Here is a 22262-nt window from a genome sequence, read left to right as displayed (position 1 = left end):
GGCCCGGGCTGGATGTCCGCCAACTCCACTCCTGGCAACCCGCTACCGACGATCAAGCGAACGCAAACCGGTGTGTACACGGTGAGTATTCCGGGACTCGGGACTAGGAATCCGGGCATCGCACAGGTCACGGCCCTGGGATCGGGCACCACGCACTGCATCGCCTTCCCTCCCGTCGCGTCCTCGACAGATCCGAGCACGCTAATCGTGTTCGTCCACGGCTGGGCAGGATCAACCCGCGCCGACACGGACTTCATCCTCAACTACGACCTATACATGACGCGGATCAGCACGTCCCACCAGGGCGCTCGTGCCCACGCCAACACCAACATCTACCAATCACCGCCAATTGCTTCGTACACGCCGTCACGGTCCTACAACACCGGCTCGATATTCGATGCTCCGGGGACGAACACAGCGTTTCGAATCAGCAAGGGCCGCTACCGTATGCATCACAGCGAGATTGGTATGCGGCCGAACTCGGTGTGGGTAGGTGCCGCTCCTGCGTATGCGCTCAGCGGCAATTACTGCAAGCTGGAGAGGTGGGTTCCCTCCACCTCCCGCGGCACCGATGTCTACATCCGCTGTTACGACGCCCAGGGCAACCTCGCGGAGTCGCCGTACTACGAGACGTATCAAGGCGCCGGAATAGGGCCGAGTTGATCGTTCGGTGACAGCGAAGCGCGACGAGTCGTGACGTCAGTGAACCCATTCGGGAAAGATTTTGGGAGGCAACTTCATGACAAAGGTCGCTCTCCGCAGCGGGGACTGGATCTACTTCTTCGCCGGGGACCAGTACATCCGAGTCCACCGCCCCGGCGACACCGGGGCGGGCACCCTCGACGGCGGCCCATCGAACATCTCGGCCTGGAAGTGGCCACAGTCGTTCGGCCGCAACGGCATCGACGCCGCGTTCCGCAGCGGCACCAAAACCTACTTCTTCTGCGGCAACCAGTACATCCGCGTCACCCGTGGAGCCACCGGGCCGGGAACCGTGGATCCCGGCTACCCGGGAAACATCTCCGGCTGGGGATGGCCGGCGGATTTCCGGGAGCGATGGTCGCAGATCGGCAGCAACTTCACTTTCGACAACCGGATCACGACAACACGACGCGCAAGGCTTCTCGAACAGCACCGGCGCGCCTATTCGCAGATACGAGGCTGTAACCACCTGAACGAGGAGGAGCGAGAGACGCTCATCGAGGCTTACCACCGGCCCATTCGGCATGGTATCGAAACCGAATCCATCGACGCCTCATCCTGCGAAGGCTGGAACCGCATCTTCGTCAACTTCGACGTACTCTTTCCCAAAGGTGACGACGCGATCGCGCAGACCCTGATCCACGAGATGATGCACGTCGCCGGTTACCCGCATCCGGTCCGGTGCACCCCCGAACGATTCGACACGCGGTTGTGTGCTCGTGTGGATAGACCGATGGACGGCGGGACGTACTTCGAGTCGGCGCCACTGCGCGCCGAGAAATGTATCGCCGGACGACAGAGCGACGCCGAATGCATCGAGAAGGGCCAGCGGTACGCGCTGAGTTTCTTATCGACCAACGGCGTTGGCTAGTGCCGCGTCAAGCAACGTTGGGTAGATAATTTGGCCGCCGGATCTTCTAGCCGACAGCGAAGTCGCGGATAGGTTCCGGCGCGCTGGTTACGCCAGCGGATGTAGTCACCGATCGCCACGTTCTTCTCGGCGTGGCTGCGGTGGTCGGTCCCGTTCAGCGCGAAGTACCGCAGCGCGGCGAACTCGCACTCGATGCGGTTCAGCCAACACGAATACGTCTGCAGGGACACCAACTCGACGTCGTTGTCCGCGCACCACACTCGGACCTCGGCTCGCTTGTGGACCGAGTAGTTGTCGCAGATCAGATACAGTTTCTCGCCCGGCCAGTCGGCCCGCAACCCCGCTTGGGTGGCCGGATCAGGCCTGTGCCCCCTGCGACTTTGGAAGAGGAGATTCATCCCCGGATTGTGCCCCGGCTGTTCTTTCCTGGCATCGCGGTACGTGGATTCATGTGCACCGAGGCCGCTGCCGCGGCCAATTCGGCGATGTCCCGAGGATCGGAAAAGGAGCGGCCGGTGAGCTCCTGGAGGCGTCGCAGACGGTATCTGACGGTGTTCGAGTGGCAATGCAGGATTTCCGCGGCCGACTCTGCGGATCCGCCGTAGTCGAGGTAAGCGCTGAGCGTTTCCAATAAGACGTTGCGGTCTTCTACGGGGAGCTGCAGTACCTGACCGAGAACCTGGTTCACCAACCGTCGACGTTCCTCGGGTGCGCGTGCGAGCAGCGCCTCCAGCGGCCGCGAACCGAATACCGCGACACCCACTCGTCCAACCGGCATGGTGGCCAATGCCGACATGGCCAACTCGAGCGCTCGTGGTGTTTCAGCCAACGAGGAGTATTCCGGGCTGACGCCAACTCTGGCGCTGGCGACCTGACGAAGCACTTCGAGCGTGACCTCGCGCTGGTCTGCTCGCAGCGCTACGACTCCTGCCTGTAGTGCTGGGCCGAGCCGCCACCCCGAGACAACCGCATAGTCGAGGAGGCGTCCCTCGATTCCGGGCAGACTCTCTTCCGCCAGTTCTCGAGTGTCGGCGGCGACGACGACGAACTCCGCGTCCGGTGGCAAGCCCAGCAGTGTCGCGGCCTCCGCCGGACCGCCATCGGGGCTGGGATGCCCCGTGAGCAAAGCCTCGACCAGTGCCGATCGGCGCTGGTGTTGAGTCAACAGCAACTGCGCTGTCGTGGCCCGATAGGACTCCGTCAGTGCAACAGCGTGCTCATCGGTCAGTTGCCAAATTCTGCTCGCGGCACCAAGCAGGGCTGCGACTTCCGTCCGCCTGGCTTGCTCAACGAATGCTTCCCACACCGTAGAGAAACTGATGCGGTAGGCCTGAAGAACCTCCGGCAACGGCGCGCCTTGCGTTGCCCGGCGACGTCCTGTCTCTGCGGGGGCGGCCAGATCCATCGGTGTGCCGGTGTGTCCGATGGCATGGACGAGGGCCCGCAAATTCTCTTCGATGGACCACCGCAGATCTGCGGCCGAGACGAACTCGCCCGTGCGATATATCGGAATACGTTCGAGGATAGTGCGATAGGCGTTTTCGGCCAATGTGGGCAACTGGGCTTCGACCACCATCGTCAGCCGATCCAACTCGATATCGGTCACTCGCCCTCCCCTGCCGGCTCAGGGAGGAAGGCTACACCACCACTTTGCCAAGTCGAGCGCTTCGAGATCGGTGAGGTCGTCGTAGATGTCGCCGTTGGACAACTTCACACGAAAGTAGTCAAGAACAACGCTGCTCGAAACGCCGTCATCGTCGAATGTCTCGACATGAGTCGAGCACGGCTCGATCATCGCCAGCCGGTTATCGATCAGGGCATTGAGGTCCCGGGTCTGGATCGCAAGCCTTGCTTCGGCGTCTCGGATCGAGTTCGTGGCCACGGACACGACAGTAGGACGATAGCTGCGGACCGGCGAGGAGTCCGAGACAACACTGTCCGTAGCGCCAACGACTTTTGTCGGAATCTACTGGACGCGCGTCGGACGCCACTGCGGAACATGCAGGTTGCCTCGGTGCTGCTGGAGACGGTGATGGAACGTGACATGGACGCTGGGACGACACCTGGCGGTGCCTGTTCGGTCAGTCGAGTGGTTTGTGCCAGCGAAATCTGTCGTCGTTATCGGTGAATCCGACAGTCGTTCGGCATCGGATGTCACCAACCCGATCGGTGAAATCTGACGTCACCACGCGATCTTGGGATGATCCGAAGGCAGCCCGTGACCGACCGCACTGCGGGTTCGATCAGTGCCTTCCGATGGCGGCGCGGCCCGTTGCTGTCTAGTTCGAGGTACTAGCGTTCGCGGAGTCTGCCGAATCCGCCGCGCGCAGCACCTGAGGCAGAGCCCATCGCGGCCCAGCCCCAGGCGAACGCGAGATTCGACTGCTACCTCATTGGGGTAGGCCGCTACTTCATCCAGTCGCATCAGTGAAGCCAAGACTGGGTTGCAGGGCTGGTTTCGGTCCGCACCAATTGCAGTCGTAGGGCATTGATCCCGCACTGCTGAGCTTGGAGGTATGTGATGGTACGCAACATGATTCGCGCAGCGGCGCTTTGCCTGGCAGGGGTTGCGGCGGTAGCGGTATGGCCGGGTTCGGCATCGGCGGCGACCTTGGCCCCGGACCCGATCGGCGGCCGCGAACGGGTGAAGGTCACGGTCACCTCCACCGAGGTTGCCACGCAGACCTGCCTGGTGTGGGTGAACAAGAAATGGGGTGGGCAGTTCGATGTTCTACCCGGAGGCAAGCAGAGCTTGGTCGTCGGGCAGGTCGTCCCGGGTACGGCCGCGATCGAAGTCATCTGCGCCGGTGTGCCGCTGCACGGGCAAGCTGAAGTAGGCCTGGCGAATCCCGCGTTGGATGCGCTGGACGCTGTGCTGATCGGATCGGGCAGCAGTACCTTGGCCAGCGATCCCACGCTGCGGTAGCCGTGTTCTGTGATCGGGACGGCGACGTGCGTCCGCTCGGTCACCGGGAGTCCGTCAGGCGGCTACCGATCAGAGCCGAATCGGCGAAGCCTCCGAGTCCAAGCTGAGAAAGGGTGTGGTGGTGATGGGCGAGGACGAGCGGGAGCGGTGGGCGATGGATCGCCTGCCGTTTCCCTATGCTGAGGCGCTTCGCCTGCGCGCTGCCGGGATCAGCGACGCGGTGATCGCACAGGTACTGGCCGTGGAAGTCGATTCGGTGGAGTCGGTGCTGCAGATGGCCGAAGCTAAGCTCGCTGCGATCCGGACAGGACACCGGCGATGACTATGCGGCTGAGCAACCTCGCACCAGGCTCGGTTGCCGAGGACTACGCTGAGCAGGTGGTTGCCGCGTGGCCGCTGATCGGGCGGGCCGAGGAACTGAGCTGGCTGCGGGAAACGACTGCTCCCGAGGCCCGTGGTGTGGTGCTGGCAGGCCCGGCAGGGGTCGGCAAGACCCGTTTGGCGACCGAGATCCTGGACCGCTGGCGCAGCCAGCGCCGTGAATGTCGGTGGTTTGTGGCCACTCGCTCGGCGCAGTCGGTGCCGTTAGGCGTCTTCGCCGAGGTAATCGAAAGCGGCGTCGCTGATCCGCTGCTTCGCATTCGTTCGCTGGTCGCGTCACTGGTTGATCGCGGGGGTGGGGGACCAGTGTTGTTGGTGATCGACGACGCGCACCTACTCGACGAGCAATCCGCGCTGGTACTGCACCAGATCGTACGCAGTGACCGTGCTGAGGTATTGCTGACGATCCGCAGCGGCGAGGTGCCACCGGATGTGGTGTCTGGGCTGTGGAAGGACCAACTCCTCGCCCGGCTGGACCTGCAGCCGCTCTCACAGGTCGAGACCACCGAATTGCTCACTCGCGTGCTGGACGGGCCTATCGAAGCCTCAGCAGCTGCAGGACTATGGCGTTTCACCCGCGGCAACGTGCTGCACCTGCGGCACCTGGTCGAGGGCGAATGCGCTGCAGGCCGGTTGACCCCACGTGACGGGGTGTGGGTATGGGAGGGCCGCCCGGAGATCTCGGCACCGCTGGCTGAACTGATCGACGCCGGCATCACCCGCCAACCAGCCGAGGTCATGGCAGTGGTGGATGTGCTGTCGGTCGCCGATCCCCTCGAAGTCGACGTGCTGACAGTGGTGTGTGACCCGGACGCAGTGGACGCGGCCCACCACGCGGGTCTTTTCACTGTCGACACCCGCTCATCGCCAGCGGTGGCACGGCTGGCGCACCCGCTGCTCGGGGAAGTACGCCGGGCGCGCACCTTGCCGACCCGGCTACAGGCGCTGCGGGGCAAGGTCGCAAGGGAGCTCGATGCCCAGAGCTACTCCCGTGGGCCGATCACGTTGGTCCGCCGCGCGGTGCTGATGTGCGAGTCTGATTCCGCACCGGACACCGACCTGCTGATTCAGGCCGCTCGCGCGGCTTTGCAACTGTCGGATCCGATCACCGCGGAACGTCTCGCTCGACACGCTGTCGAGGCCGGCGGTGGCATTCAGGCCTACCGCGCACATGTGTGTGGGCTCATCGATGCCCAGCGTTTTCGTGAAGCGCTCGAAGAGGCCCTCGTGCTCGCGGAGTTGGGACCTACGCGGCGTGTGCGTGTCCGCCTGTCCATTTTCGCCGCCGCTATCAAGGTCACCCTGGCGGGGCTGCCCGAAGACGATTCCCTCGCTGTCCTCGAGGACGATGCGCGCGCAGTCGGACTGACGAGCACATACGATGCGGCATCGGCGTATGTGGCTGCCTTCTTGACCAAACCCGCGCTCGCCGTGGAAGCCGCGCACTCGGCACTGGCATCAGAGGACCGGATGGTCGAAGGCTTCGAACTGTTCGCCGTCACTGCCCTCGTCGCAGGTAACGCCATGCTGGGCAATTTCAGCGCGATGACCGCACCCTCCGAACGTGTCTATGCGTTGAGTCAACAGTCCAGTGACACTGCGACCTTCCATCTGGTCAATGGGTGCTATCACCTGTTGGGGCTCTACACCGGTGGCTACCTCTCGGAGGCCGCACAGCTGGTCCGACGACTGACCCAGGAGCCCCTGGAATTCCCGCTGGCCTACTCCTATCGGGCATTCGTCGAAGGACTCGTCGCGACCAGTCTTGGCGATCTGGCATCGGCAGTACGTCACTGCAAGGAAGCGCGGGTTGTAGGTCTTCCCCGCGAATCCACCTGGACAAAAACGTCGGCTCTTCTCTACCAGCTCATAGCAGTGGCCATGAGCGGCGACGGCGCGACTGCGGCTGCGTTACTGAACGAATACAGACCACCGGGACCGGCCGCTGAAGCGCTGCGCCCACGCAACGTCCACCTCCTGGCGCGAGCGTGGGCCAGTGCTGCGGCCGGAGTCACCAGCCGCGCCATCTCCCTCGCTGTCGAAGGTGCTGAGATGGCCTGCGCACAAGGGTTTTTCGCCTACGAAGTCCTGTGCCGCCAAACCGCGGTTCAGTTCGGAGACCGCGACCAAGCACAACGACTGTCCGACCTCGCGTCGATGGTCGAGGGACCACGTGTCGAGGCCGCTGCCCTGCACGCCATCTCTCTGGAAACCGGTGACGCCGAGGGGCTGACTCGAGCCGCCTGCCGATATGAGCAATTCGGGGACCGCGTCGCCGCCGCCGACGCCGCAGCACAAGCAGCGAACATCCTGCGGGCCAACGGGCTTCGTGGGAAAGGATTGACCGCGGCGGCTTTCGCGGAACGACTCGCAGCCGCGACGGGTGCCGTTACTCCCGCGCTGCGCGCCCTGCAGTGCTCGAGCCCACTTACTCCGCGGCAGCGAGAAGTGATCGCACTGGTCGCCGCAGGCTTGACCAACCGCCAGATCGCCGAACAACTCGTCACCTCCGTACGGACAGTGGAAGGCCACCTGTTCCGGGCTTCTCAACGCACCGGAATCAACAGTCGTGACGGGCTTGCCGCCCTGATAATTCACAGAGCTTGAGTAGAGCCCCTCGACCCGCGTCGACTCAGGCATCGACCGACGAGTCTGGGCAGGCACGGTAAGGGCGACGGTCGAGGTTGCTGCTAGTCCGGTTGGCATTGCAGCGCAACGATTCAACTGCGGACGACTACTCGACTCCGATGCCGGCGGTGGTCGTCGACTGCGTGCGGCGGCGGACGTGGCAGGGGACCTCGCCGATCGGGTGCAGGACCACGTCGGTGGTCATTGCGATATCGCCGGGCGGGGTTTCGAATTCGAACTCACGAACCAGCAAGGCCAGCGTCAAGGCGGCTTCGAGCATGGCGAAGCGTTGTCCGATGCATCCTCGCGGTCCGTGCCCGAAGGGGAACCAAGCGAACTTGTGCCGTTGACCGTCGTGGTCGGCGTCGAATCGGCCCGGGTCGAACCGGTAGGGATCGGGCCAAAGGTCTGCACGGTGGTGGATGACCCACGGTGCGATCGTGATGTCGGCGCCGGCGGGGATGTGAAAGCCGCACACGTCAGCGTCCTGCACCGCTCTGCGCGACAGATACGGTGCCGAGGGATAGAGCCGGGTGGTTTCCTTGAGCACCATCGCCGTGTAGGTCAAGGCGTGGACGTCGGCGGCGGTGGGCGTCGGGCTTGTCAAGATCCGGTCGGCTTCCTCGCGCACCCGGGCTTGGGCATCGGGCGCACTGCCGAGCAGTCGTAGTGCAAAGGTCAGCGCGGTCGCGGTGGTGTCGTGACCGGCGAACAGGAAGATCTTCACCTGATCGCGAATTTCGTTGTCGGACAGGGCGTCATCGCCGTCGCGGGCGGCCACCAACCGGCCGATCAGGTCCGAACCGGGCTCTGCCGCGGCCCGCCGATGGGCGATGATCTGCTCGCATGCGGCGTGGATGTGTTCCTGCGCGCGGGCGATGCGCCGGTTCGCCGGCGATGGCCAGTTCAGGGGAATCGGCGCGGGTGAGATGCCCCGCCACCGCGCCGCGCGGCCCAGGACGGGGAAGGTGGATCCTACGATCGGCACCAATCGCGCGGAGTCCTCGCCGAAGAGCACCCGCGCCACGATGGATAAAGTGAGCCGAGTCATTTCCGAACCTACATCGAGCACCCCGTCTGGGCGTGCCCGCCATTGCGATGTCAGGTGGTCGACTTCTTCGGCCATGGCCGAGGCATAACTATCGACGCTGCGGGCGGTGAACAGCGGTTGGATGAACCGCCGTTGGCGGCGCCAGGTCTCGTCTTGGCTGGTGACCAGCCCGTTTCCGTACAGGTCACGCATCGGTTGATAGAACCCGCTGTCTTTGCGGAAATTGCGGTCATGAGGAGCGAGTAATACTTGGGCGGCGCCTTCGGGATCGCTGATGATGAAATATTCGCGTCGCATCCCGGGCAGTCCGAAGACATAGCGCACCACCTCACCGCACTCATCGAAGCCGCGCGTGCCCAACCCGAGTGGATCGCGAAGAAACTCCCGGGTGGAGCCGAGCAACCACCCGCCCGACGCGGTCACCGGCTGCCTCAATTGCGTCATGCCTGTGCTCATCGACGACTCCTCAGCTCGGTTCCTTCGATCCTCACCCGCCCCGACAACAACAGCGCGAGTAGTTCGCTACCCCATCTGGAGAGGGTGGAAGTACCGTCGACCTGGTTCGGGCAGAGAGTGAGGCCTCGGGTAAGCCGGGTGGCGGTGGGTTGCACGTTGTCCCTTTCTGATTGCTCCGGGCGGAGCGGCGGGTAGTGCGATGGCTGCACCGTGGTCAGGGGTCCAGGTGTGGGGACCAGGACGTGTTCGAGCCTGGGCCGTTGCCGAATGCCAAATCTCGAGTGCCCCGAATCAGCGGAGTTCGAGGCAGTCGGCGCGCTCCTCGGTGGTTGTGCAGGCATCCTCGTCGAGGACCACGTTCGAGTGGGTTCCTCTCGCGCCGCCGATCAGCGGAAGTGGTTCAGGTGTTCGTGCAGGAATGCGTTTAGGGTCCGGGGCTCACGTCCCAGGATTTGGGCGACGGTATTGGTGGGCAATTCCGGGCGATACACGGCCAGTTGGTGGATCTCGACAATGTGTTCGGCGAGCCAGACGGGCATATGCGCATGTTGGATGAGGTTGTCGCGCAGTTGCTGTGGGGTCAGGTCCAGGTAGCGGACCGGGCGCCCGAGCAGACGGGTCAGGATTCGGGCGAGTTCACCGTAGCCGAGGGCCTCGCTCCCGGTGAGGGCGTAGGTGCCGCCGGCGAGGTCGGAGTGCATGAGCACTGCGGCCGCGACGTCGGCGACGTCGCGGCCGTCGACCCAATTGCAGGAGGCCCCACCCATCGCACCCAGGATGACGCTTTGCTTGGCGACACCCGGAGCCAGGTGCAGCAGGTTCTGCATGAACGCGTAAGGGCGGAGCACGGTGTGGGTGAGCCCGGACGTGCGCAGGTGTTGCTCGACGGTGTAGTGGCCGCGCGAAATCGCGACCGGTGAATCCGCGTCAGTGGCGGGTGCGGAGATCTTGACGACGTGCTCGATGCCGCTCTCGGCGGCCGCGTGCAGGACTCGCATTTCGAGCTCGACCTGGTCAGGGCTGTTGGCCATGGCGAGGAAGAGTTGTCGGGCGCCAGTGAACGCGGCACGCAGCGAGGCCACCTGCGCAGCGTCGGCTCTCACGACCTCGATGAGCCCGTCGGCGGTGGCGCCGAGTTGGGTGCGCAGCCGGTCGGGGTTGCGTGTCAGTGCTCTGCTGGGCACTCCCGCCGCGACGAGGGTGCCCAGCAAAGCTGCGCCGGTGGTTCCGGATGCTCCCATGACGACGATCATCGTGTGCCTTTCGGTGTTTCCCCGCAGCAACTGCGGGTGACTGTGGCGATACGTGTGCGCGTATCTCTGGTTTTGTTCCCGTGCGGCTGGGGCGGGGGAGTGGTGTAGGGGTAACGGCGGGAGTGGCCCGGTGCGGACTAGGGCTGCAGTGGCCGTGTTTGCTGGGCCCCGTGCCAACGCCAGCTCACGATGCCGGCGGCCAAGGCCGCTGATATCGGCAGATCGAGCTGAAGCCGGGTCAGCCATACGATGTCGGGCAGGTTGGTATGGGCCGGCAACCACCGGCAGGCCAGCCATGCGACGAGGCCGGCGACCGTGCCCGCGCCCAGGGCCAGCGCAGCAACCAGGACGGCGCGCGGCAGGGCAATGGTCCATGGGCGCGGGCCATTGAGGGGTTGGAGCAAGGCCCCGATCAGCAGCGCCACCGCGGCCGAAGTGCCGGCGATGGACGTGCAGGCCGCGACGATCAGATCGACCCGCCCCGCGGCGGCACCCATGGCACCGGCCGTCAGTGCCGGGGCCATGTAGGCGATCAGCACTTCACGCCACAGCGTGAAGGCTCGAGGGCTGGCGGTGGTGTCTGTTCCACGGGACACGGGGCCTCTGTTCGATTTCGCAGGCGGCCGGCAAGATATCGCCGGGAGCCCAACCACGGAAGTGATTAGGTGGCTAACTATATGAGTGCAAGTCAGCATTCGGTGGAGGGGTAGGCACATTGGGCCGTAGGTCGGTTCTCGCGTGAGCTGCGGGGCTCGCGTCCCCGGCGGCCTACTCTGCAGTCAGGGCGTCGATGCCGCGAACGACCCGCGAGAGCAGGTCCAGAAACACCGCGCGCTCCTCAACGGTGAGGCTACCCACCATGTTCTGAAGGCGGGTGAAATGCTCGGGCGCCATGTCGCGCAACCGTTGCGCACCGCGAGCGGTAAGAACCACCACGGCTGCTCGACCGTCATCCCTGGACGGACGTCGGGCTACCAGGCCCTCTCGCTCCAGTCCGTCGACCAGGCCGGTCACCGTGGCGCGTGAAACGCCCAGGTCGGCCGCCAGGTGCGAGGGTGACTTCTCTCCGTTGTGATCCTCGAGGTCCGCGAGAAGCCGGTATCGCCCGGTCGACAGCCCGAACCTGGCGAAGTGCTCCTCGGTGGCCCGACCGAGACGTGCGCCCGCCGAGATCAGCCGCACGGCAACGAGCACCGCCTGCGGGTCGACCGCGAGGCTGTAGTTCTTCAGCTGTCGCCGAGCCTGATCCAGCGTAGGCGACTCGTGGTCGGTATCGTCGGTTGCCATGCAAGTAATATGGCACCTAACTAAAGCTTGGTCAATTGACGCCTTCGTCCGCCACACCCGAGCATTGCGAGCGACGACAAAGACGGTCTGTCTGTACGCTGCGGTCACTCGGATTCAGGAGCAGGTCGAGGGGAGTCCTTGTGAAGCGACCTGACGCCCTGGCCGTCACCATCTATCGCTGGGGCCGCGACCACGCACTGCTGCTGGATTCGATCTTCGCCGGTGTACTGCTGGTATTGCTCGGTTCGGCGAGCGCGTTCATCGCCGGTTGGCCTGGTCTGGTTGTCGCTACCCTCACGATCATTCCGCTCGCTGTGCGCCGCCGGTACCCGATCGGGGTCTTGGCGTGGAGCCTGGCGATGTCGGCCGTTCAGCTCATCGTCATCCCGATCCCGCTGCCGGGCAACGTCGCCCAAGCGGTCGTCGTCTACACCGTCGCCGCGAACGTCGGCACGCTCGGCGTGCGATTGTGCACGCTGGTGGCCGCACTCGTGGGCAGCCTGCTCGCTGGGTTCAGATGGAGCACCCCGCCTGCCTATGTGAAGCACTCGCTGTTGGCGGCAGTGGTACTCGCGGTGCTGGCTACGCTGGTGTGGGTCATCGGGAATCTTGTGCGCGGACGGGAGGAGAATCTGCGCCAGCTCGGCTGCGCCGTCAATCAGCTCGAGGAAGGCAGGCGCCGCCTCGAACGATTTGTCGCGCAACGTGAGCGGGTGTCCGCGGCCAGGGAAATCCACGACATCGTCGCGCATTCACTCACTGTTGTCATCGTTCAAGCGGACGGCGCCGCCTACGCCGCCGAGCACGCTGACGCGTGGCATCGCACGGATGCTCGCGAGGTCCTGAGCGTCATCGGCGAGACGGCGAGGTCGGCGCTGGCCGAGGTGCGCGTCGTCGTCGACGTGCTCCGTGATGTGGACACCCGCGATGGCGACGCCGAATTCGGTGCCTCGAACGACGGCCAGGCGACGCACACGGAGCTGCGGCGCCTGGTCGACTCCGTTCGTGCTGCGGGCGTGTCGGTCGAGTTCGACAACCATCCCGCAACCTTCGATGCCCTCCCGTTCCGCCTGAGATTCGTTGTGCTGCGCGCAGTTCAGGAATCGCTGACGAACGTCCTCAAACACGCGGGCTCCCCGGTGGGCGCCCGGGTCGCTGTCGAGTGCACACCGCATGCCGTCTATGTGCGAATCGACGACGACGGCCCGGGTCGGCACGGCGCACCCGCCAGGGGTTCTCGGCCTGGCCGCGGCCATGGACTCGTCGGCATGCGAGAGCGGGTTCACGAGCTCGGCGGTGAGTTTCGTGCCGAACGCCGCCCGATGCGAGGATTCGAGGTCACGGTGGAGATTCCGCTGGACGTTGCGGTCGGCGAACGGAGCACAGCATGAGCGAGGCCGAAGGTATCCGAGTGTTCCTCGTCGATGACCAGGAACTCGTGCGCACCGGGTTCGCGATGATCATCGAGGCGACGACCGGCATGATTGTCATCGGCGGCGCGGGCACCGGCGACTGCGCGCTTGAACAGCTCCGTCGACCCGAGAACCGCTGCGACGTCGTCCTCATGGACATCAACATGCCCGGAATCGACGGCATCGAGGCGACACGCAGGCTAGTCGCCGAGCCCGACCCACCACGCGTGGTGATGCTGACCACCTTCGATTCCGACGACTTGCTGGTCGAGGCCCTTCGAGCGGGAGCATCGGGATTTCTGGTGAAGGACGCCGGCGCGCTGGAGCTTGTTGCCGCCATCCGCGCGGCCGCTGCCGGCGAGGCGCCGATCTCACCGAAACTGATGCGGCGACTGGTCGATTCGTTCGTTCTCACCGCGCATGCACCACACCCCGAATCTGCGGGACCTCCACCCAGCGATACGAGCTTGGATGCCCTGACCGCCCGCGAACGCGAGATCCTCGCCGCGGTCGGTCTCGGCCTGACCAACTCCGAGATCGCCGTGCGACTGCACGTAGCCGAGTCGACGGTGAAGACCCATCTCGGCTCCGTACTGCGCAAGCTCGGCCTGCGCGACCGTGTGCAGGCCGTCATCCTCGCCCGGACGGCTCGAGCGAGCGCTCCGACCGGCGCCGAGTGACCGTCGTCGCACGCAGCGTGATGGCGAATGCGCACACCGCTGTGCCGAGGAGTACGAACAGGCCGGTGTCTCCGGCCAGGTATTCGTTGACCAGGATGGGGCGATCGGTGGTGATCGCGTAGGTCGCGAGGATCGCGAACGTCGCGTTGTGCGCGAAGTGTGCGAGAACGGCGGGCCACACACTGCGCGAGAGCAGCCGGAGGTACCCGAACACGAACGAGAACGCGATCACGCTACCGCTGAAGAGGGCGAGCACGAGGGGGCGTTCGCCCTCGGTGTGATAGTAGGGCGTGAGCAGGATGTAGGGCAGGTGCCAGCCGATCCAGATGACGCCCACGACGAGCATCGCCCACCGTTGGCCGAGAAAGGCCAGGCGCGGCTGCAGATATCCGCGCCAACCGAGCTCTTCGGCGAAAGCGAGGATCGGGCCGGTGATGCACAGCACGAGCGTTGCTTGGAGCCAGTCATCTGACGGCGCAGTGAAGTCCGCGGCACCGACCACGACGGCGCCTGCGAACGCAAGCGCCGACACCCCGGCTGTGGTGATCAGTGCCAGTGGCCAGAATCGGAGTCCGGCTTCGCTCATGCCCAGGCGGCGCCATCCCTCGCGCGTGTAGCCCTCTCGAGTGATGACGAGCAGCATGACCAGCACCGTGAGCAGTGGCGAGATCGCCAGGACGAGCCCCTCGGCGATGTTGGCGGTGCACAGAGAAATCCCGAGGACCAGGACGGTGAAGACGATCGACGAGGTGCGATCGGAGAGATGTTCGAACACGCTGGGAGCCTTCTTTCCAGAGACCGACCGACTAAGCCTCATCGACAAGGCATCGAGAAACATCCACCGCGGATGGGGTCTTCACGTGCCGCCGGCACCCAGCCTCACACCGCGGGTCTAGTACCCCGAGGCGAGGCACAGGACGCATCGTTGCGTCCGAAGCGGCATCCTCGCTGACGAGGCCACGGGGGGCTGAGTGTCCAATCAGCCACGCCGGGTAGGCGTATGGCTGCGCCTGGGTGAGTTCTCGATGCCGCACTCCGGGGGAGATCGGCCAAATCGCCCACGCAGTGAGTACACGACTTCTCCAGCCAGAACGTTGTTCGAAGGGCGTTACCCTTGACTTACAATACGGGTAGACCCGTATTGTAAGTGTATGAGTACGCAACCTCCAGTCGGGCGCCCCCGCGACCACCGCACCCACACCGCAATCCTCGACGCCGCCGAACAGCTTGTGGTCGACACCGGCTACACGGCGACCTCGGTCACCGCGATCGCAGCGCGCGCGGGTGTCGGCAAGGACGCGATCTACCGCCGATGGTCGGGAAAACCCGAACTGATATATGAAGCGCTGTTCACCCGCGTCGACATGGGTCCGGTACCTGATCAGGGGACGGTGGAAGCCGATGTGACCGCGCTGGTCGCGGCATTGATCGCCGAGCTCAGCGCGCCCGCCGCGGCGGCCGCGTTGCCGGGTCTGCTCGCCGACTTCGCCGCTGATCCGAAGCTGCGGGCGGTGCTGCGTGATTCGTTCCTCGCCCCGGCGAAGCTGCGGATGATCGAGATCTTCGAGCGCGCGCGGGCCCGCGGTGAGGTGGGGGAGGATGTCGCGGTCGAGCTCGTCCTCGACACCGTCGCCGGCGCGGTCTTCTTCCATGTGGGGGTGCTCGGAGAGCCGGTGACAGCGGAGCTGGCCGCTCAGCTCGCCAGGATCATCACCGCCGGGATCGGGCCGCGATGAACGGGTATCTGCTGGCCTCGGGCCTGACCGCGACGGTGGTGTCGGCGATCCACATCGTCGCCGGGCACGTCGATCCGGTGCGGCCGCTGCTGGCCAGCTCGATGGCCGATGTTCCGAAGCGGACCCTGCACGCGGTGTGGCATATGGTCAGTGTCGACCTCGTCGCGACCGCGTCGACCCTGCTCGTGGTGGCGTGGTGGCAGCCAGCGGGGTCCGAACTGGTCGCGGTCCTGACCGCCGTTCGGTATGCGGGTTACTCGGTCGTCTTCGTTGTGATCGCGGTGCGTGTGCCTGTCCGCGCGCCTTTGTTGCGCCTGCCTCAGTGGCTCCTACTAGCACCGGTCGCAATTCTGGCCGGACTCGGCGGTTCGTAGGCCTCGGTCGATACATGGGGCGCCTCGGGTACAAGCTCTCGTTTGTTGGATGCAGGCTGCTTATTTGGTAAACGAGTCATCGGGATCTGCCATGCTCAGGGGCTCCGGGTGGAGATATTCGTAGCCGAGAAATCCTGTAGCGAACGCTTCCTGGTAGGCCGTCACGACATGATTTGCCCATTCGTGCGCGGAGTGTGACTGTGCAACACGGGGAATGGCTCGCTGATAGAATTCTGTGCGCGCCGCAAGATCGTTGTCGGACGGTAGCTCGATCTGCTGTTCCGCGTAACGCCCGGTGTCTCGCCACGTGAAACCGATTACTGCCGAATGACCGTCGACTCGCAGAGGCGAGCACGAAGTTCGCGGCGACCGCCCCTTTCGGGCGCAACGCTTCTAACAGCGCTCGCGCTGCGGCCTGTACATGGGAGTCGCCAGTTCCTGTGAGGCCGACCTGCCACTTGAGAGAATCCGGGCGCTCGTTGTCGGCGATGGAATCTGGATGCTGTCCACGATCGTCAGTGGTCGATAGGGGGCGAAACGTGATCTGCTCGGCCTTCTCGATCGTAGTGCCCGCGAAGTAGAAATCAGAGGGGGCAGAGATCGGCCGACCGGACGGGTCAAGCATGACCATTACGCGCGCCGCACGGCCCCCGCTTCCGCTCTGATAGCGCAAGAAATACCCTGGCTCGTACCAGTCGCGCCCGAGGACCGCATAGGCCCAGCCCTGCACCTCGATATCGGAGAGTTCGACCCGCGGTTGCGGAGTTCCCGATTCCGGAACCGCGTGCCCCCGCACCGCTACTTCGACCCCAGTCACCGGATCGTCGGTAGGAAAGGATCCCAAGTCTGCGGCGTCGAACATGCGAACAACAACTTCGATGTCCACACCACTGGTGGTGATCGCCGATCCGCGTGTCCTTGCGTCGAATAGGCCTCGCGGACAATCGCGTTCAGCCTCCCCGACTCCTCGTTCGGTCACCTGATCGAGTCGCCGCCGCTGCGAGGCAAGGATTTCGGGATGGTCGCGCCATATCTCGAGTGCCACCGACTGCGGGGTCGCCGTCTCGATCTACCTCCTCGGTTGACTACTTATCAGATGCTGCCGAGCGCCTGACCAGGATGTCGTCGCGCGCCACTGTAACGAGTCGCGCACACACCACACGGCGTGTCATCGTCGAAGCTCACGCTGATGACCGAGCGACCGATTTCCGGCGTGGGATCGCACGATCTCCACTGACGTGATTGATGCGAGCGGAATCTCCAGCGGGTCATCCGATCCCGCTCGATCAAACCGCAGTCGCGTATCGGTCAGTACGACCGCGCCGTTGCCGCGTAGCTGCTTCCCGCCCTTCGAGGCTCGCCCGAAGCAGTGGCGACCGGGTCGCTGCGCACGGTTTCTCCGGGTGCGAAGTTCTCCGAGATGGCAGTCTCGGCCGTCCGGCGTATTGCCGTCATCCAGCACTCCAGCAAGAACGCCCCCGCCGCCGGTGTGTTCGGGCAGGTCGCGGCGAAAGTACCCTCGCGCGGGATGGTCACTGGGAACTCGTCGCGATGGTTCGTTCCAGTTGTTGGTCGCGTCGGTCGAGTTCCAACGCCGCACCACCCGCTGCTCAGTTCCGCTGCGGGGACGACGGTCACGTGACGGTTTTCGGGCCACATTCGGGGCGATGGGCCACCGTACTGGCCGCGCACGCTCTGTAAAATGCATTCGAAGGCGGCTGCCGGTCACTCGACCAGTTTTGGGATGTCGGTAAAGCAGATGCCGTTAGAGCAACCGAGGTGTCGCAGGCCTACGTGTCGGAAATCGCGAGTAGCTCCTCGCCGATTGCCACCGCAGTCGATTCGATTCCCGGGTGCGGTCGGCATCGTGGGGTCAGCGCGAGCTCATTGGCGATGCTTTGAACGGCCTGGACCCGGATCCGGGCTCTGCTCGGATCCCAAGTCGGGTGCACTTGGCGGGCGAGGTGTACCCATTCCGCGAGGTAGGAGTGCTGGGCGGCCCGTCCTCGTTCCCGGTCCGGGGCCGACAAGTGCACCGATTCGCAGGTGATCAACTGGACCAGGTCGGGATTCTCGAAAACGAACGCGCCGTAGGCTCGTAGCAGTCGGCGCAGGCCGTCGGGCGGATCGATCGCCTGCTCGAACGCACGATTCAAGCCAATCCTCAACCGCTCGTCGCCCCGGAAGATCGCCGCCATCAGGATGTCGGTCTTGGCTGGGAAGTGGTTGTAGATACTCGTACCGGAAATTCCGGCGGCTATCCCGATATCGTCCATCCTTACGCCCGCGAAACCGTTGTGAGCGAACAGCTTTGCTGCCTCGATGAGAATGATCTCGCGTCGGGAACTGCGCCTTCGAATCCCTGCGGATCTGCTTTGGTCCCCAGTCGGAGCGGACGGTGTGATCGGAGCGCCGATGGTGGCCGAGACCAGCTCCCCGAGCTCAGTCCTCAACCCGGCTCCGCGCAGGGAAAGCCCGTGGAACGAGACGCTGATGACGACCGCGAGCGCACTCCGCGCCAGCAGGTCGGACTCCGCAGCTCCGAGCTCGGGCCGACGGGCGCGGATGAGTGCGGCGAGCCGGGTGACAATACTGCCGGTGATGGCCCGTAGCTCGGTGCGATTGTCCGTTGACAGGTGGCGTACTTCCCGGCGCCACAGCACCCCCATACCGCGGTGTTCGATCGCTACTGAAGCCAGTCGTGCGCCGACGTCGATCGCTGATGCGGCTGCCAGTGCGGCGTCGACGGTGTTGAGCGCATCGCCGACGACCGTTGCGAGCAGGTCCTGTTTGCCACCAAAGTGCCGATACAGAGCCGACGGGCCGATGTCGACCGCCTTGGCTACCTCACCCATCCCGGTGGCGGCATATCCCTTGCGGTAGAACAGATCCGCCGCGGCCCGGACGATCAGATCACGTCGATTCGCCGGCCGGGCACCACGTAGGGGACCGGCGGGTGTGCCCGCTTGCCATCCGCCCGTCACGTTCTTCTGTATCTCCTAGTCGAATCCGGCCGCAAGTACACCTAGCGCCCCACCGAGGATCTGTCTCTCGGTGGGGCGGCCGACTTACAACGAACGTGCGATGAGTTCTTTCATCACCTCGTTCGCGCCTGCGTAGATGCGCTGAACTCGCGCATCCGCGTACATGCGGGCGATCGGATACTCGAGCATGTACCCGTAGCCGCCGAACAGCTGCACACAGCGGTCGACGACCTGGCCCTGGATGTCGGTGGAGTACGCCTTGGCCATCGACGCGGTCGCACCGTCAAGGGCTCCGTGAAGGTGCTGTTCGATGCAGTTGTCGACGAATACCCGGCAGACCCGCGCGAGTGTGGCGCACTGGGCGAGTTCGAAGCGGGTGTTCTGCATGTCGAACAAGGGCGCGCCGAAGGCTTTGCGCTCCTTGGTGTACTGCACCGTCCAGGCCACGGCCGCTTCGGTTGCCGCCGCCGCGCAGACGGCGATGACGAGTCGTTCGTGGGCGAGTTGCTTCATCAGGTAGCCGAAGCCCGCGTTCTCCTCGCCCAACCGGTTGCCCACCGGTACCCGGACGTCGGTGAAGGACAGTTCGGCGGTGTCCTGGCCCTTCATCCCGACCTTGTCCAGCAGTCTGCTGACCTGGTAGCCGTTGGCGCCGGCGGTCTCCACCACGATGAGCGAGATGCCCTTGGCCCCGGCCGCAGGGTCGGTTTTGGCCACCACGATCACGAGATCGGCGTGCTTGCCATTGGAGATGAAGGTCTTCGACCCGTTGATGATGTAGCTGTCGCGGTGGCGAATAGCCATGGTGCGCAGAGCCTTCAAATCCGATCCAGCACCCGGCTCGGTCATGGCGATGGCCCCGACGATTGCGCCGCTGGCCATTCCGGGCAGCCAGCGCCGCTTCTGCTCCTCGTTGCCGTAAGCAAGGATGTAGTGCGCGACCAGCCCGCTGTGCACCATGTTGCCGAAGCTGGTGTCACCCAGTCGATATTGCGCATCGAAGACCGCGAAATCGTGGGCCAGTGTGCCGCCTCCGCCACCGTATTCCTCGGGTATGGAGGTACACAGCAGCCCGAGTTCGCCTGCCTTGTTCCAGAATTCGCGATCGACGTGCTTCTGCGCCGCGAAGCGCTCTTCGTGCGGCAGCAATTCGGCTTCGAAGAACTTCGTCGCCATCTCGTGCAGGGCGAGGACGTCGTCGTCGGACCGATCGGATCGGTTCGCAGAAGTGGTCACATCGTTCCTCACATGTTGAAGCCACCGCCGCAGACCAGGGTCTGTGCGCTGACGTAGTCGGATTCGGGGGTGCACAACAGGTAGACCGAACCGGCGGCCTCCCGCGGGGTTCCCGCGCGGCCCAACGGGATCGAGCGCTCGAGCGCGGCGAACAGGTCGGGGTTCACGCCTACCTTGAGCGTTTTGCCCTGCACGTCGATGGTGCTGTTACCGTCGGCCGCCGCCTCGGTGAGGCGGGTCTTGATGAAGCTGAACGCCACAGTATTGACGGTGACGTTGTAGCGACCCCATTCTTTGGCCAGGGTCTTGGTCAGGCCGGTGATGCCGGCCTTGGCCGAGGAGTAATTGGACTGTCCCGCATTGCCTCCGGTGCCCGCGACGGAGGAGATGTTGACGACTTTGCGGCACGGGATCGGTTCGCCTGCCTCTTCGGCCTTCTTCACCTGCGCGGCGATCACCGGCTGGGCGGCGCGCAGAATCCGGAACGGTGCCTTGAGGTGTACGTCGAGGATGGCGTCCCACTGCTCGTCGGTCATCTTCTGGATCACCGAATCCCAGGTGTAGCCGGCGTTGTTGATGATGATGTCGAGCCCGCCGAAGGAATCGACCGCGGTCTGCACGAAGCGCTCGGCGAACCCTTCCTCGGTGACGCTGCCCGCGCATTCGACAGCCTTGCCACCCGCGGCTTCGATCGCGGCGACGGTTTCTTCGGCAGGCCCGGCGTCGAGGTCGTTGACCACGACAGATGCGCCTTCAGCGGCGAGCTTCAGTGCGATCTCACGGCCGATGCCGCGACCCGAGCCGGAGACAATGGCTACCTTGCCATCGAGAGTTCCCATGGTGGGCAATACCTTTCAGAGCGCGACGACAGCGTCGCCGGTGAGTGTGATGGTGCCGTCGGGGAGTGCGACGACGAGTTCGAGTGTTGCGCGACGTTCGCTGTCCACCTCTTCGATGGCGACGACCGTGCCGGTGGCGCTCGGTTGACCGAGCACGGGGGTGATGGCGGCGAATCGCACGCTCAGCTCACCTTCTCGTACAGGGTCACCACGGCCGCGCCGCCGAGCCCGATATTGTGCTGTAGCGCGAGGTTCACGCCCTCTACCTGGCGGGCCTGTGCCTGCCCACGCAGCTGCCACACCAGTTCCGCGCACTGCGCCAGGCCGGTCGCGCCGAGCGGGTGTCCCTTCGACAGCAGGCCGCCGGATGGGTTGGTGACCACCCGGCCGCCGTAGGTGTTGTCGCCATCGTTGATGAACTTCTCCGCGGTCCCCTCCGGGGTCAGGCCGATAGCCTCGTAGGTGAGTAGTTCGTTGGCGGTGAAACAGTCGTGCAGTTCGACGACTCGAATGTCGGTGGGAGAAACGCCCGATGCCTCGTACACCTGCTGTGCGGCAGCCTTGGACATGTCGTAACCGACGATCTTCGCCATGTCCTTCTCGGTAAAAGTGGAGGCGAAATCGCTGGTCATCGCCTGCGCCTTGATGACGACGGACGCGTCGATGCCGTTGGCCTTCGCGAACTTCTCGCTGACGAGCACCGCCGCGGCCGCGCCGCAAGTAGGCGGGCAGCACTGCAATCGCGTCAAGGTGCCGTAGATGTGCGGGGAGGCGAGTACTTCCTCGACGGTTACCGGGTCTGTGAACACCGCGTACGGGTTGTTGGCGGCGTGCTTGCGCGATTTCACCGAGATCTTGGCGAAGGTCTCCGGTGAGGTGCCGTACTTCTCCGCGTACTGTCGCCCGGCTCCGCCGAACATCTGTGCGGCAAACGGAGCGTCGGTGCGTTCCTGGATCTGGTCCATCACGGCGTTGAACCGATCGAACGGAGTAGGCCGGTCGGTGTAGCCCATCGCCAGTGCGCCGCGCTGCATCTGCTCGAAGCCGACCGCGAGCACCACGTCCATGGCGCCGGATTCGATCGCCTGACGGGCCAGGAACAGCGCCGACGATCCGGTCGAGCAGTTGTTGTTGACATTGATGACCGGAATTCCGGTCTGGCCGAGGCCGTAGACCACGGCTTGGCCACAGGTCGAGTCGCCGTAGACATAGCCGGCGTAGGCCTGCTGGATCTTCTCGTACCCGATGCCCGCGTCTGCGAGCGCCGCGAGCGCCGCGGTCGTGCCCATCACGTCATAGGTTTCGGTCCGGCTCGGCGTCGTGAAGGGAATCATCCCGACACCGGCGACCACCACGCGTTGACTCACATCAACTCCTCAGGCTAGATAACTATCGAATATTCACTTAGTGAATACGATCGCTTGCGCCGACGCAAGCGCGCCTCGC

22 protein-coding genes are annotated in these 22262 nt (G+C 64.6%); 9 read left to right on the top strand and 13 right to left on the bottom strand.

Features of this window, described 5'->3' with window-relative positions:
• The first annotated feature begins 12 nt into the window (after positions 1-12).
• Together ACFVJ5_RS31010 and ACFVJ5_RS31005 are read left to right on the top strand one after the other, a co-directional pair.
• Positions 13-663, top strand: a complete 651-nt coding sequence (locus ACFVJ5_RS31010) for a hypothetical protein (protein WP_379225606.1) — start codon at positions 13-15, stop codon at positions 661-663.
• Between the two features lie 76 nt (positions 664-739).
• Positions 740-1573: a hemopexin repeat-containing protein gene (locus tag ACFVJ5_RS31005; RefSeq protein WP_379225604.1), complete on the top strand. Its 834-nt coding sequence runs from the start codon at positions 740-742 to the stop codon at positions 1571-1573.
• On the opposite strand, the gene ACFVJ5_RS31000 is transcribed toward ACFVJ5_RS31005, so the two are convergent.
• From ACFVJ5_RS31000 to ACFVJ5_RS30990, 3 genes are read right to left on the bottom strand one after another with little or no spacing between them, the layout of a single operon-like run.
• Complete coding sequence (locus ACFVJ5_RS31000; protein WP_379225602.1) at positions 1570-1971, bottom strand: transposase; 402 nt, start codon at positions 1969-1971, stop codon at positions 1570-1572. The genes ACFVJ5_RS31005 and ACFVJ5_RS31000 overlap by 4 nt on opposite strands.
• Positions 1968-3179 (bottom strand): PucR family transcriptional regulator, encoded by a 1212-nt coding sequence (locus ACFVJ5_RS30995; protein ID WP_379225600.1) that lies wholly within the window; start codon positions 3177-3179, stop codon positions 1968-1970. Before ACFVJ5_RS30995 ends, ACFVJ5_RS31000 begins: the two co-directional genes overlap by 4 nt.
• 18 nt (positions 3180-3197) lie before the next feature.
• Complete coding sequence (locus ACFVJ5_RS30990) at positions 3198-3455, bottom strand: hypothetical protein (protein WP_379225599.1); 258 nt, start codon at positions 3453-3455, stop codon at positions 3198-3200.
• 651 nt (positions 3456-4106) lie between these two features.
• Here ACFVJ5_RS30990 and ACFVJ5_RS30985 point away from each other — a divergent pair.
• The 3 genes from ACFVJ5_RS30985 to ACFVJ5_RS30975 all read left to right on the top strand — a co-directional run bounded on the left by ACFVJ5_RS30985 (position 4107) and on the right by ACFVJ5_RS30975 (position 7487).
• Complete coding sequence (locus ACFVJ5_RS30985) at positions 4107-4499, top strand: hypothetical protein (RefSeq protein WP_379225597.1); 393 nt, start codon at positions 4107-4109, stop codon at positions 4497-4499.
• A 124-nt stretch (positions 4500-4623) separates the two neighbouring features.
• The gene (locus tag ACFVJ5_RS30980; RefSeq protein WP_379225595.1) at positions 4624-4821 is read left to right on the top strand and encodes a hypothetical protein; all 198 of its coding nucleotides are present in this window, start codon (positions 4624-4626) and stop codon (positions 4819-4821) included.
• Positions 4822-4823: 2 nt separating this feature from the next.
• Complete coding sequence (locus ACFVJ5_RS30975) at positions 4824-7487, top strand: LuxR C-terminal-related transcriptional regulator (protein ID WP_379225593.1); 2664 nt, start codon at positions 4824-4826, stop codon at positions 7485-7487.
• 127 nt (positions 7488-7614) lie between these two features.
• Here the strand turns inward: ACFVJ5_RS30975 and ACFVJ5_RS30970 are convergent, their stop codons facing one another.
• The 4 genes from ACFVJ5_RS30970 to ACFVJ5_RS30955 form a co-directional block, all read right to left on the bottom strand.
• On the bottom strand, positions 7615-9015 hold the full coding sequence (locus ACFVJ5_RS30970; protein WP_379225591.1) for a cytochrome P450: 1401 nt from the start codon (positions 9013-9015) through the stop codon (positions 7615-7617).
• A gap of 386 nt (positions 9016-9401) precedes the next feature.
• Positions 9402-10256 (bottom strand): NmrA family NAD(P)-binding protein, encoded by an 855-nt coding sequence (locus ACFVJ5_RS30965; protein WP_379225590.1) that lies wholly within the window; start codon positions 10254-10256, stop codon positions 9402-9404.
• 149 nt (positions 10257-10405) lie between these two features.
• On the bottom strand, positions 10406-10807 hold the full coding sequence (locus ACFVJ5_RS30960) for a hypothetical protein (protein WP_379225588.1): 402 nt from the start codon (positions 10805-10807) through the stop codon (positions 10406-10408).
• 229 nt (positions 10808-11036) lie between these two features.
• A complete protein-coding gene (locus ACFVJ5_RS30955) occupies positions 11037-11555 on the bottom strand; it encodes a MarR family winged helix-turn-helix transcriptional regulator (protein WP_379225586.1) in 519 nt (172 codons plus the stop codon).
• 140 nt (positions 11556-11695) lie between these two features.
• On the opposite strand from ACFVJ5_RS30955, the gene ACFVJ5_RS30950 reads away from it, so the two are divergent.
• Both ACFVJ5_RS30950 and ACFVJ5_RS30945 read left to right on the top strand, forming a co-directional pair.
• Entirely contained in the window at positions 11696-12946 is a 1251-nt protein-coding gene (locus ACFVJ5_RS30950; RefSeq protein WP_379225584.1) for a sensor histidine kinase, read from the top strand.
• Complete coding sequence (locus ACFVJ5_RS30945; protein ID WP_379225582.1) at positions 12943-13647, top strand: response regulator; 705 nt, start codon at positions 12943-12945, stop codon at positions 13645-13647. The genes ACFVJ5_RS30950 and ACFVJ5_RS30945 overlap by 4 nt, the downstream gene beginning before the upstream one ends.
• On the opposite strand, the gene ACFVJ5_RS30940 is transcribed toward ACFVJ5_RS30945, so the two are convergent.
• The gene (locus ACFVJ5_RS30940) at positions 13598-14422 is read right to left on the bottom strand and encodes a type II CAAX prenyl endopeptidase Rce1 family protein (RefSeq protein WP_379225580.1); all 825 of its coding nucleotides are present in this window, start codon (positions 14420-14422) and stop codon (positions 13598-13600) included. The two genes, ACFVJ5_RS30945 and ACFVJ5_RS30940, sit on opposite strands and share 50 nt — an antisense overlap.
• Before the next feature lie 376 nt (positions 14423-14798).
• Between ACFVJ5_RS30940 and ACFVJ5_RS30935 the strand changes: the two genes are divergently transcribed.
• Together ACFVJ5_RS30935 and ACFVJ5_RS30930 are read left to right on the top strand one after the other, a co-directional pair.
• Positions 14799-15383, top strand: coding sequence for a TetR/AcrR family transcriptional regulator (locus ACFVJ5_RS30935; RefSeq protein ID WP_379225578.1), 585 nt, complete (start codon positions 14799-14801; stop codon positions 15381-15383).
• Entirely contained in the window at positions 15380-15757 is a 378-nt protein-coding gene (locus tag ACFVJ5_RS30930; RefSeq protein ID WP_379225576.1) for a hypothetical protein, read from the top strand. Before ACFVJ5_RS30935 ends, ACFVJ5_RS30930 begins: the two co-directional genes overlap by 4 nt.
• Positions 15758-17547: 1790 nt before the next feature.
• Here ACFVJ5_RS30930 and ACFVJ5_RS30925 read toward each other — a convergent pair.
• The 5 genes from ACFVJ5_RS30925 to ACFVJ5_RS30905 form a co-directional block, all read right to left on the bottom strand.
• The gene (locus ACFVJ5_RS30925) at positions 17548-18741 is read right to left on the bottom strand and encodes a TetR/AcrR family transcriptional regulator (RefSeq protein WP_379225574.1); all 1194 of its coding nucleotides are present in this window, start codon (positions 18739-18741) and stop codon (positions 17548-17550) included.
• 84 nt (positions 18742-18825) lie between these two features.
• Positions 18826-19977: an acyl-CoA dehydrogenase family protein gene (locus ACFVJ5_RS30920; protein ID WP_379225572.1), complete on the bottom strand. Its 1152-nt coding sequence runs from the start codon at positions 19975-19977 to the stop codon at positions 18826-18828.
• A gap of 8 nt (positions 19978-19985) precedes the next feature.
• Positions 19986-20816, bottom strand: coding sequence for an SDR family NAD(P)-dependent oxidoreductase (locus ACFVJ5_RS30915; RefSeq protein ID WP_379225570.1), 831 nt, complete (start codon positions 20814-20816; stop codon positions 19986-19988).
• Between the two features lie 15 nt (positions 20817-20831).
• Positions 20832-20996: a hypothetical protein gene (locus ACFVJ5_RS30910; RefSeq protein WP_379225568.1), complete on the bottom strand. Its 165-nt coding sequence runs from the start codon at positions 20994-20996 to the stop codon at positions 20832-20834.
• 2 nt (positions 20997-20998) lie between these two features.
• Positions 20999-22183 carry a lipid-transfer protein gene (locus ACFVJ5_RS30905; protein ID WP_379225566.1) on the bottom strand — a complete coding sequence of 395 codons (1185 nt, stop codon included), beginning with the start codon at positions 22181-22183 and terminating at the stop codon, positions 20999-21001.
• Between the last annotated feature and the right edge of the window lie 79 nt (positions 22184-22262).

It is taken from the genome of Nocardia sp. NPDC127606 (assembly GCF_042671725.1).
Lineage (GTDB): Bacteria > Actinomycetota > Actinomycetes > Mycobacteriales > Mycobacteriaceae > Nocardia.
Note: the sequence above shows the minus strand (reverse complement) of the source record. Positions and strands in the feature narration are given on the sequence as shown.

Excerpts from the sequence above, each read along its gene's own strand:
- ACFVJ5_RS31010 (WP_379225606.1), top strand. The coding sequence starts at position 13 with ATGTCCGCCAACTCCACTCCTGGCAACCCGCTACCGACGATCAAGCGA.
- ACFVJ5_RS31005 (WP_379225604.1), top strand. The coding sequence starts at position 740 with ATGACAAAGGTCGCTCTCCGCAGCGGGGACTGGATCTACTTCTTCGCC.
- ACFVJ5_RS31000 (WP_379225602.1), bottom strand. The coding sequence starts at position 1,971 with ATGAATCTCCTCTTCCAAAGTCGCAGGGGGCACAGGCCTGATCCGGCC.
- ACFVJ5_RS30985 (WP_379225597.1), top strand. The coding sequence starts at position 4,107 with ATGATTCGCGCAGCGGCGCTTTGCCTGGCAGGGGTTGCGGCGGTAGCG.
- ACFVJ5_RS30980 (WP_379225595.1), top strand. The coding sequence starts at position 4,624 with ATGGGCGAGGACGAGCGGGAGCGGTGGGCGATGGATCGCCTGCCGTTT.
- ACFVJ5_RS30975 (WP_379225593.1), top strand. The coding sequence starts at position 4,824 with ATGCGGCTGAGCAACCTCGCACCAGGCTCGGTTGCCGAGGACTACGCT.
- ACFVJ5_RS30970 (WP_379225591.1), bottom strand. The coding sequence starts at position 9,015 with ATGAGCACAGGCATGACGCAATTGAGGCAGCCGGTGACCGCGTCGGGC.
- ACFVJ5_RS30965 (WP_379225590.1), bottom strand. The coding sequence starts at position 10,256 with ATGGGAGCATCCGGAACCACCGGCGCAGCTTTGCTGGGCACCCTCGTC.
- ACFVJ5_RS30955 (WP_379225586.1), bottom strand. The coding sequence starts at position 11,555 with ATGGCAACCGACGATACCGACCACGAGTCGCCTACGCTGGATCAGGCT.
- ACFVJ5_RS30945 (WP_379225582.1), top strand. The coding sequence starts at position 12,943 with ATGAGCGAGGCCGAAGGTATCCGAGTGTTCCTCGTCGATGACCAGGAA.
- ACFVJ5_RS30935 (WP_379225578.1), top strand. The coding sequence starts at position 14,799 with ATGAGTACGCAACCTCCAGTCGGGCGCCCCCGCGACCACCGCACCCAC.
- ACFVJ5_RS30930 (WP_379225576.1), top strand. The coding sequence starts at position 15,380 with ATGAACGGGTATCTGCTGGCCTCGGGCCTGACCGCGACGGTGGTGTCG.
- ACFVJ5_RS30915 (WP_379225570.1), bottom strand. The coding sequence starts at position 20,816 with ATGGGAACTCTCGATGGCAAGGTAGCCATTGTCTCCGGCTCGGGTCGC.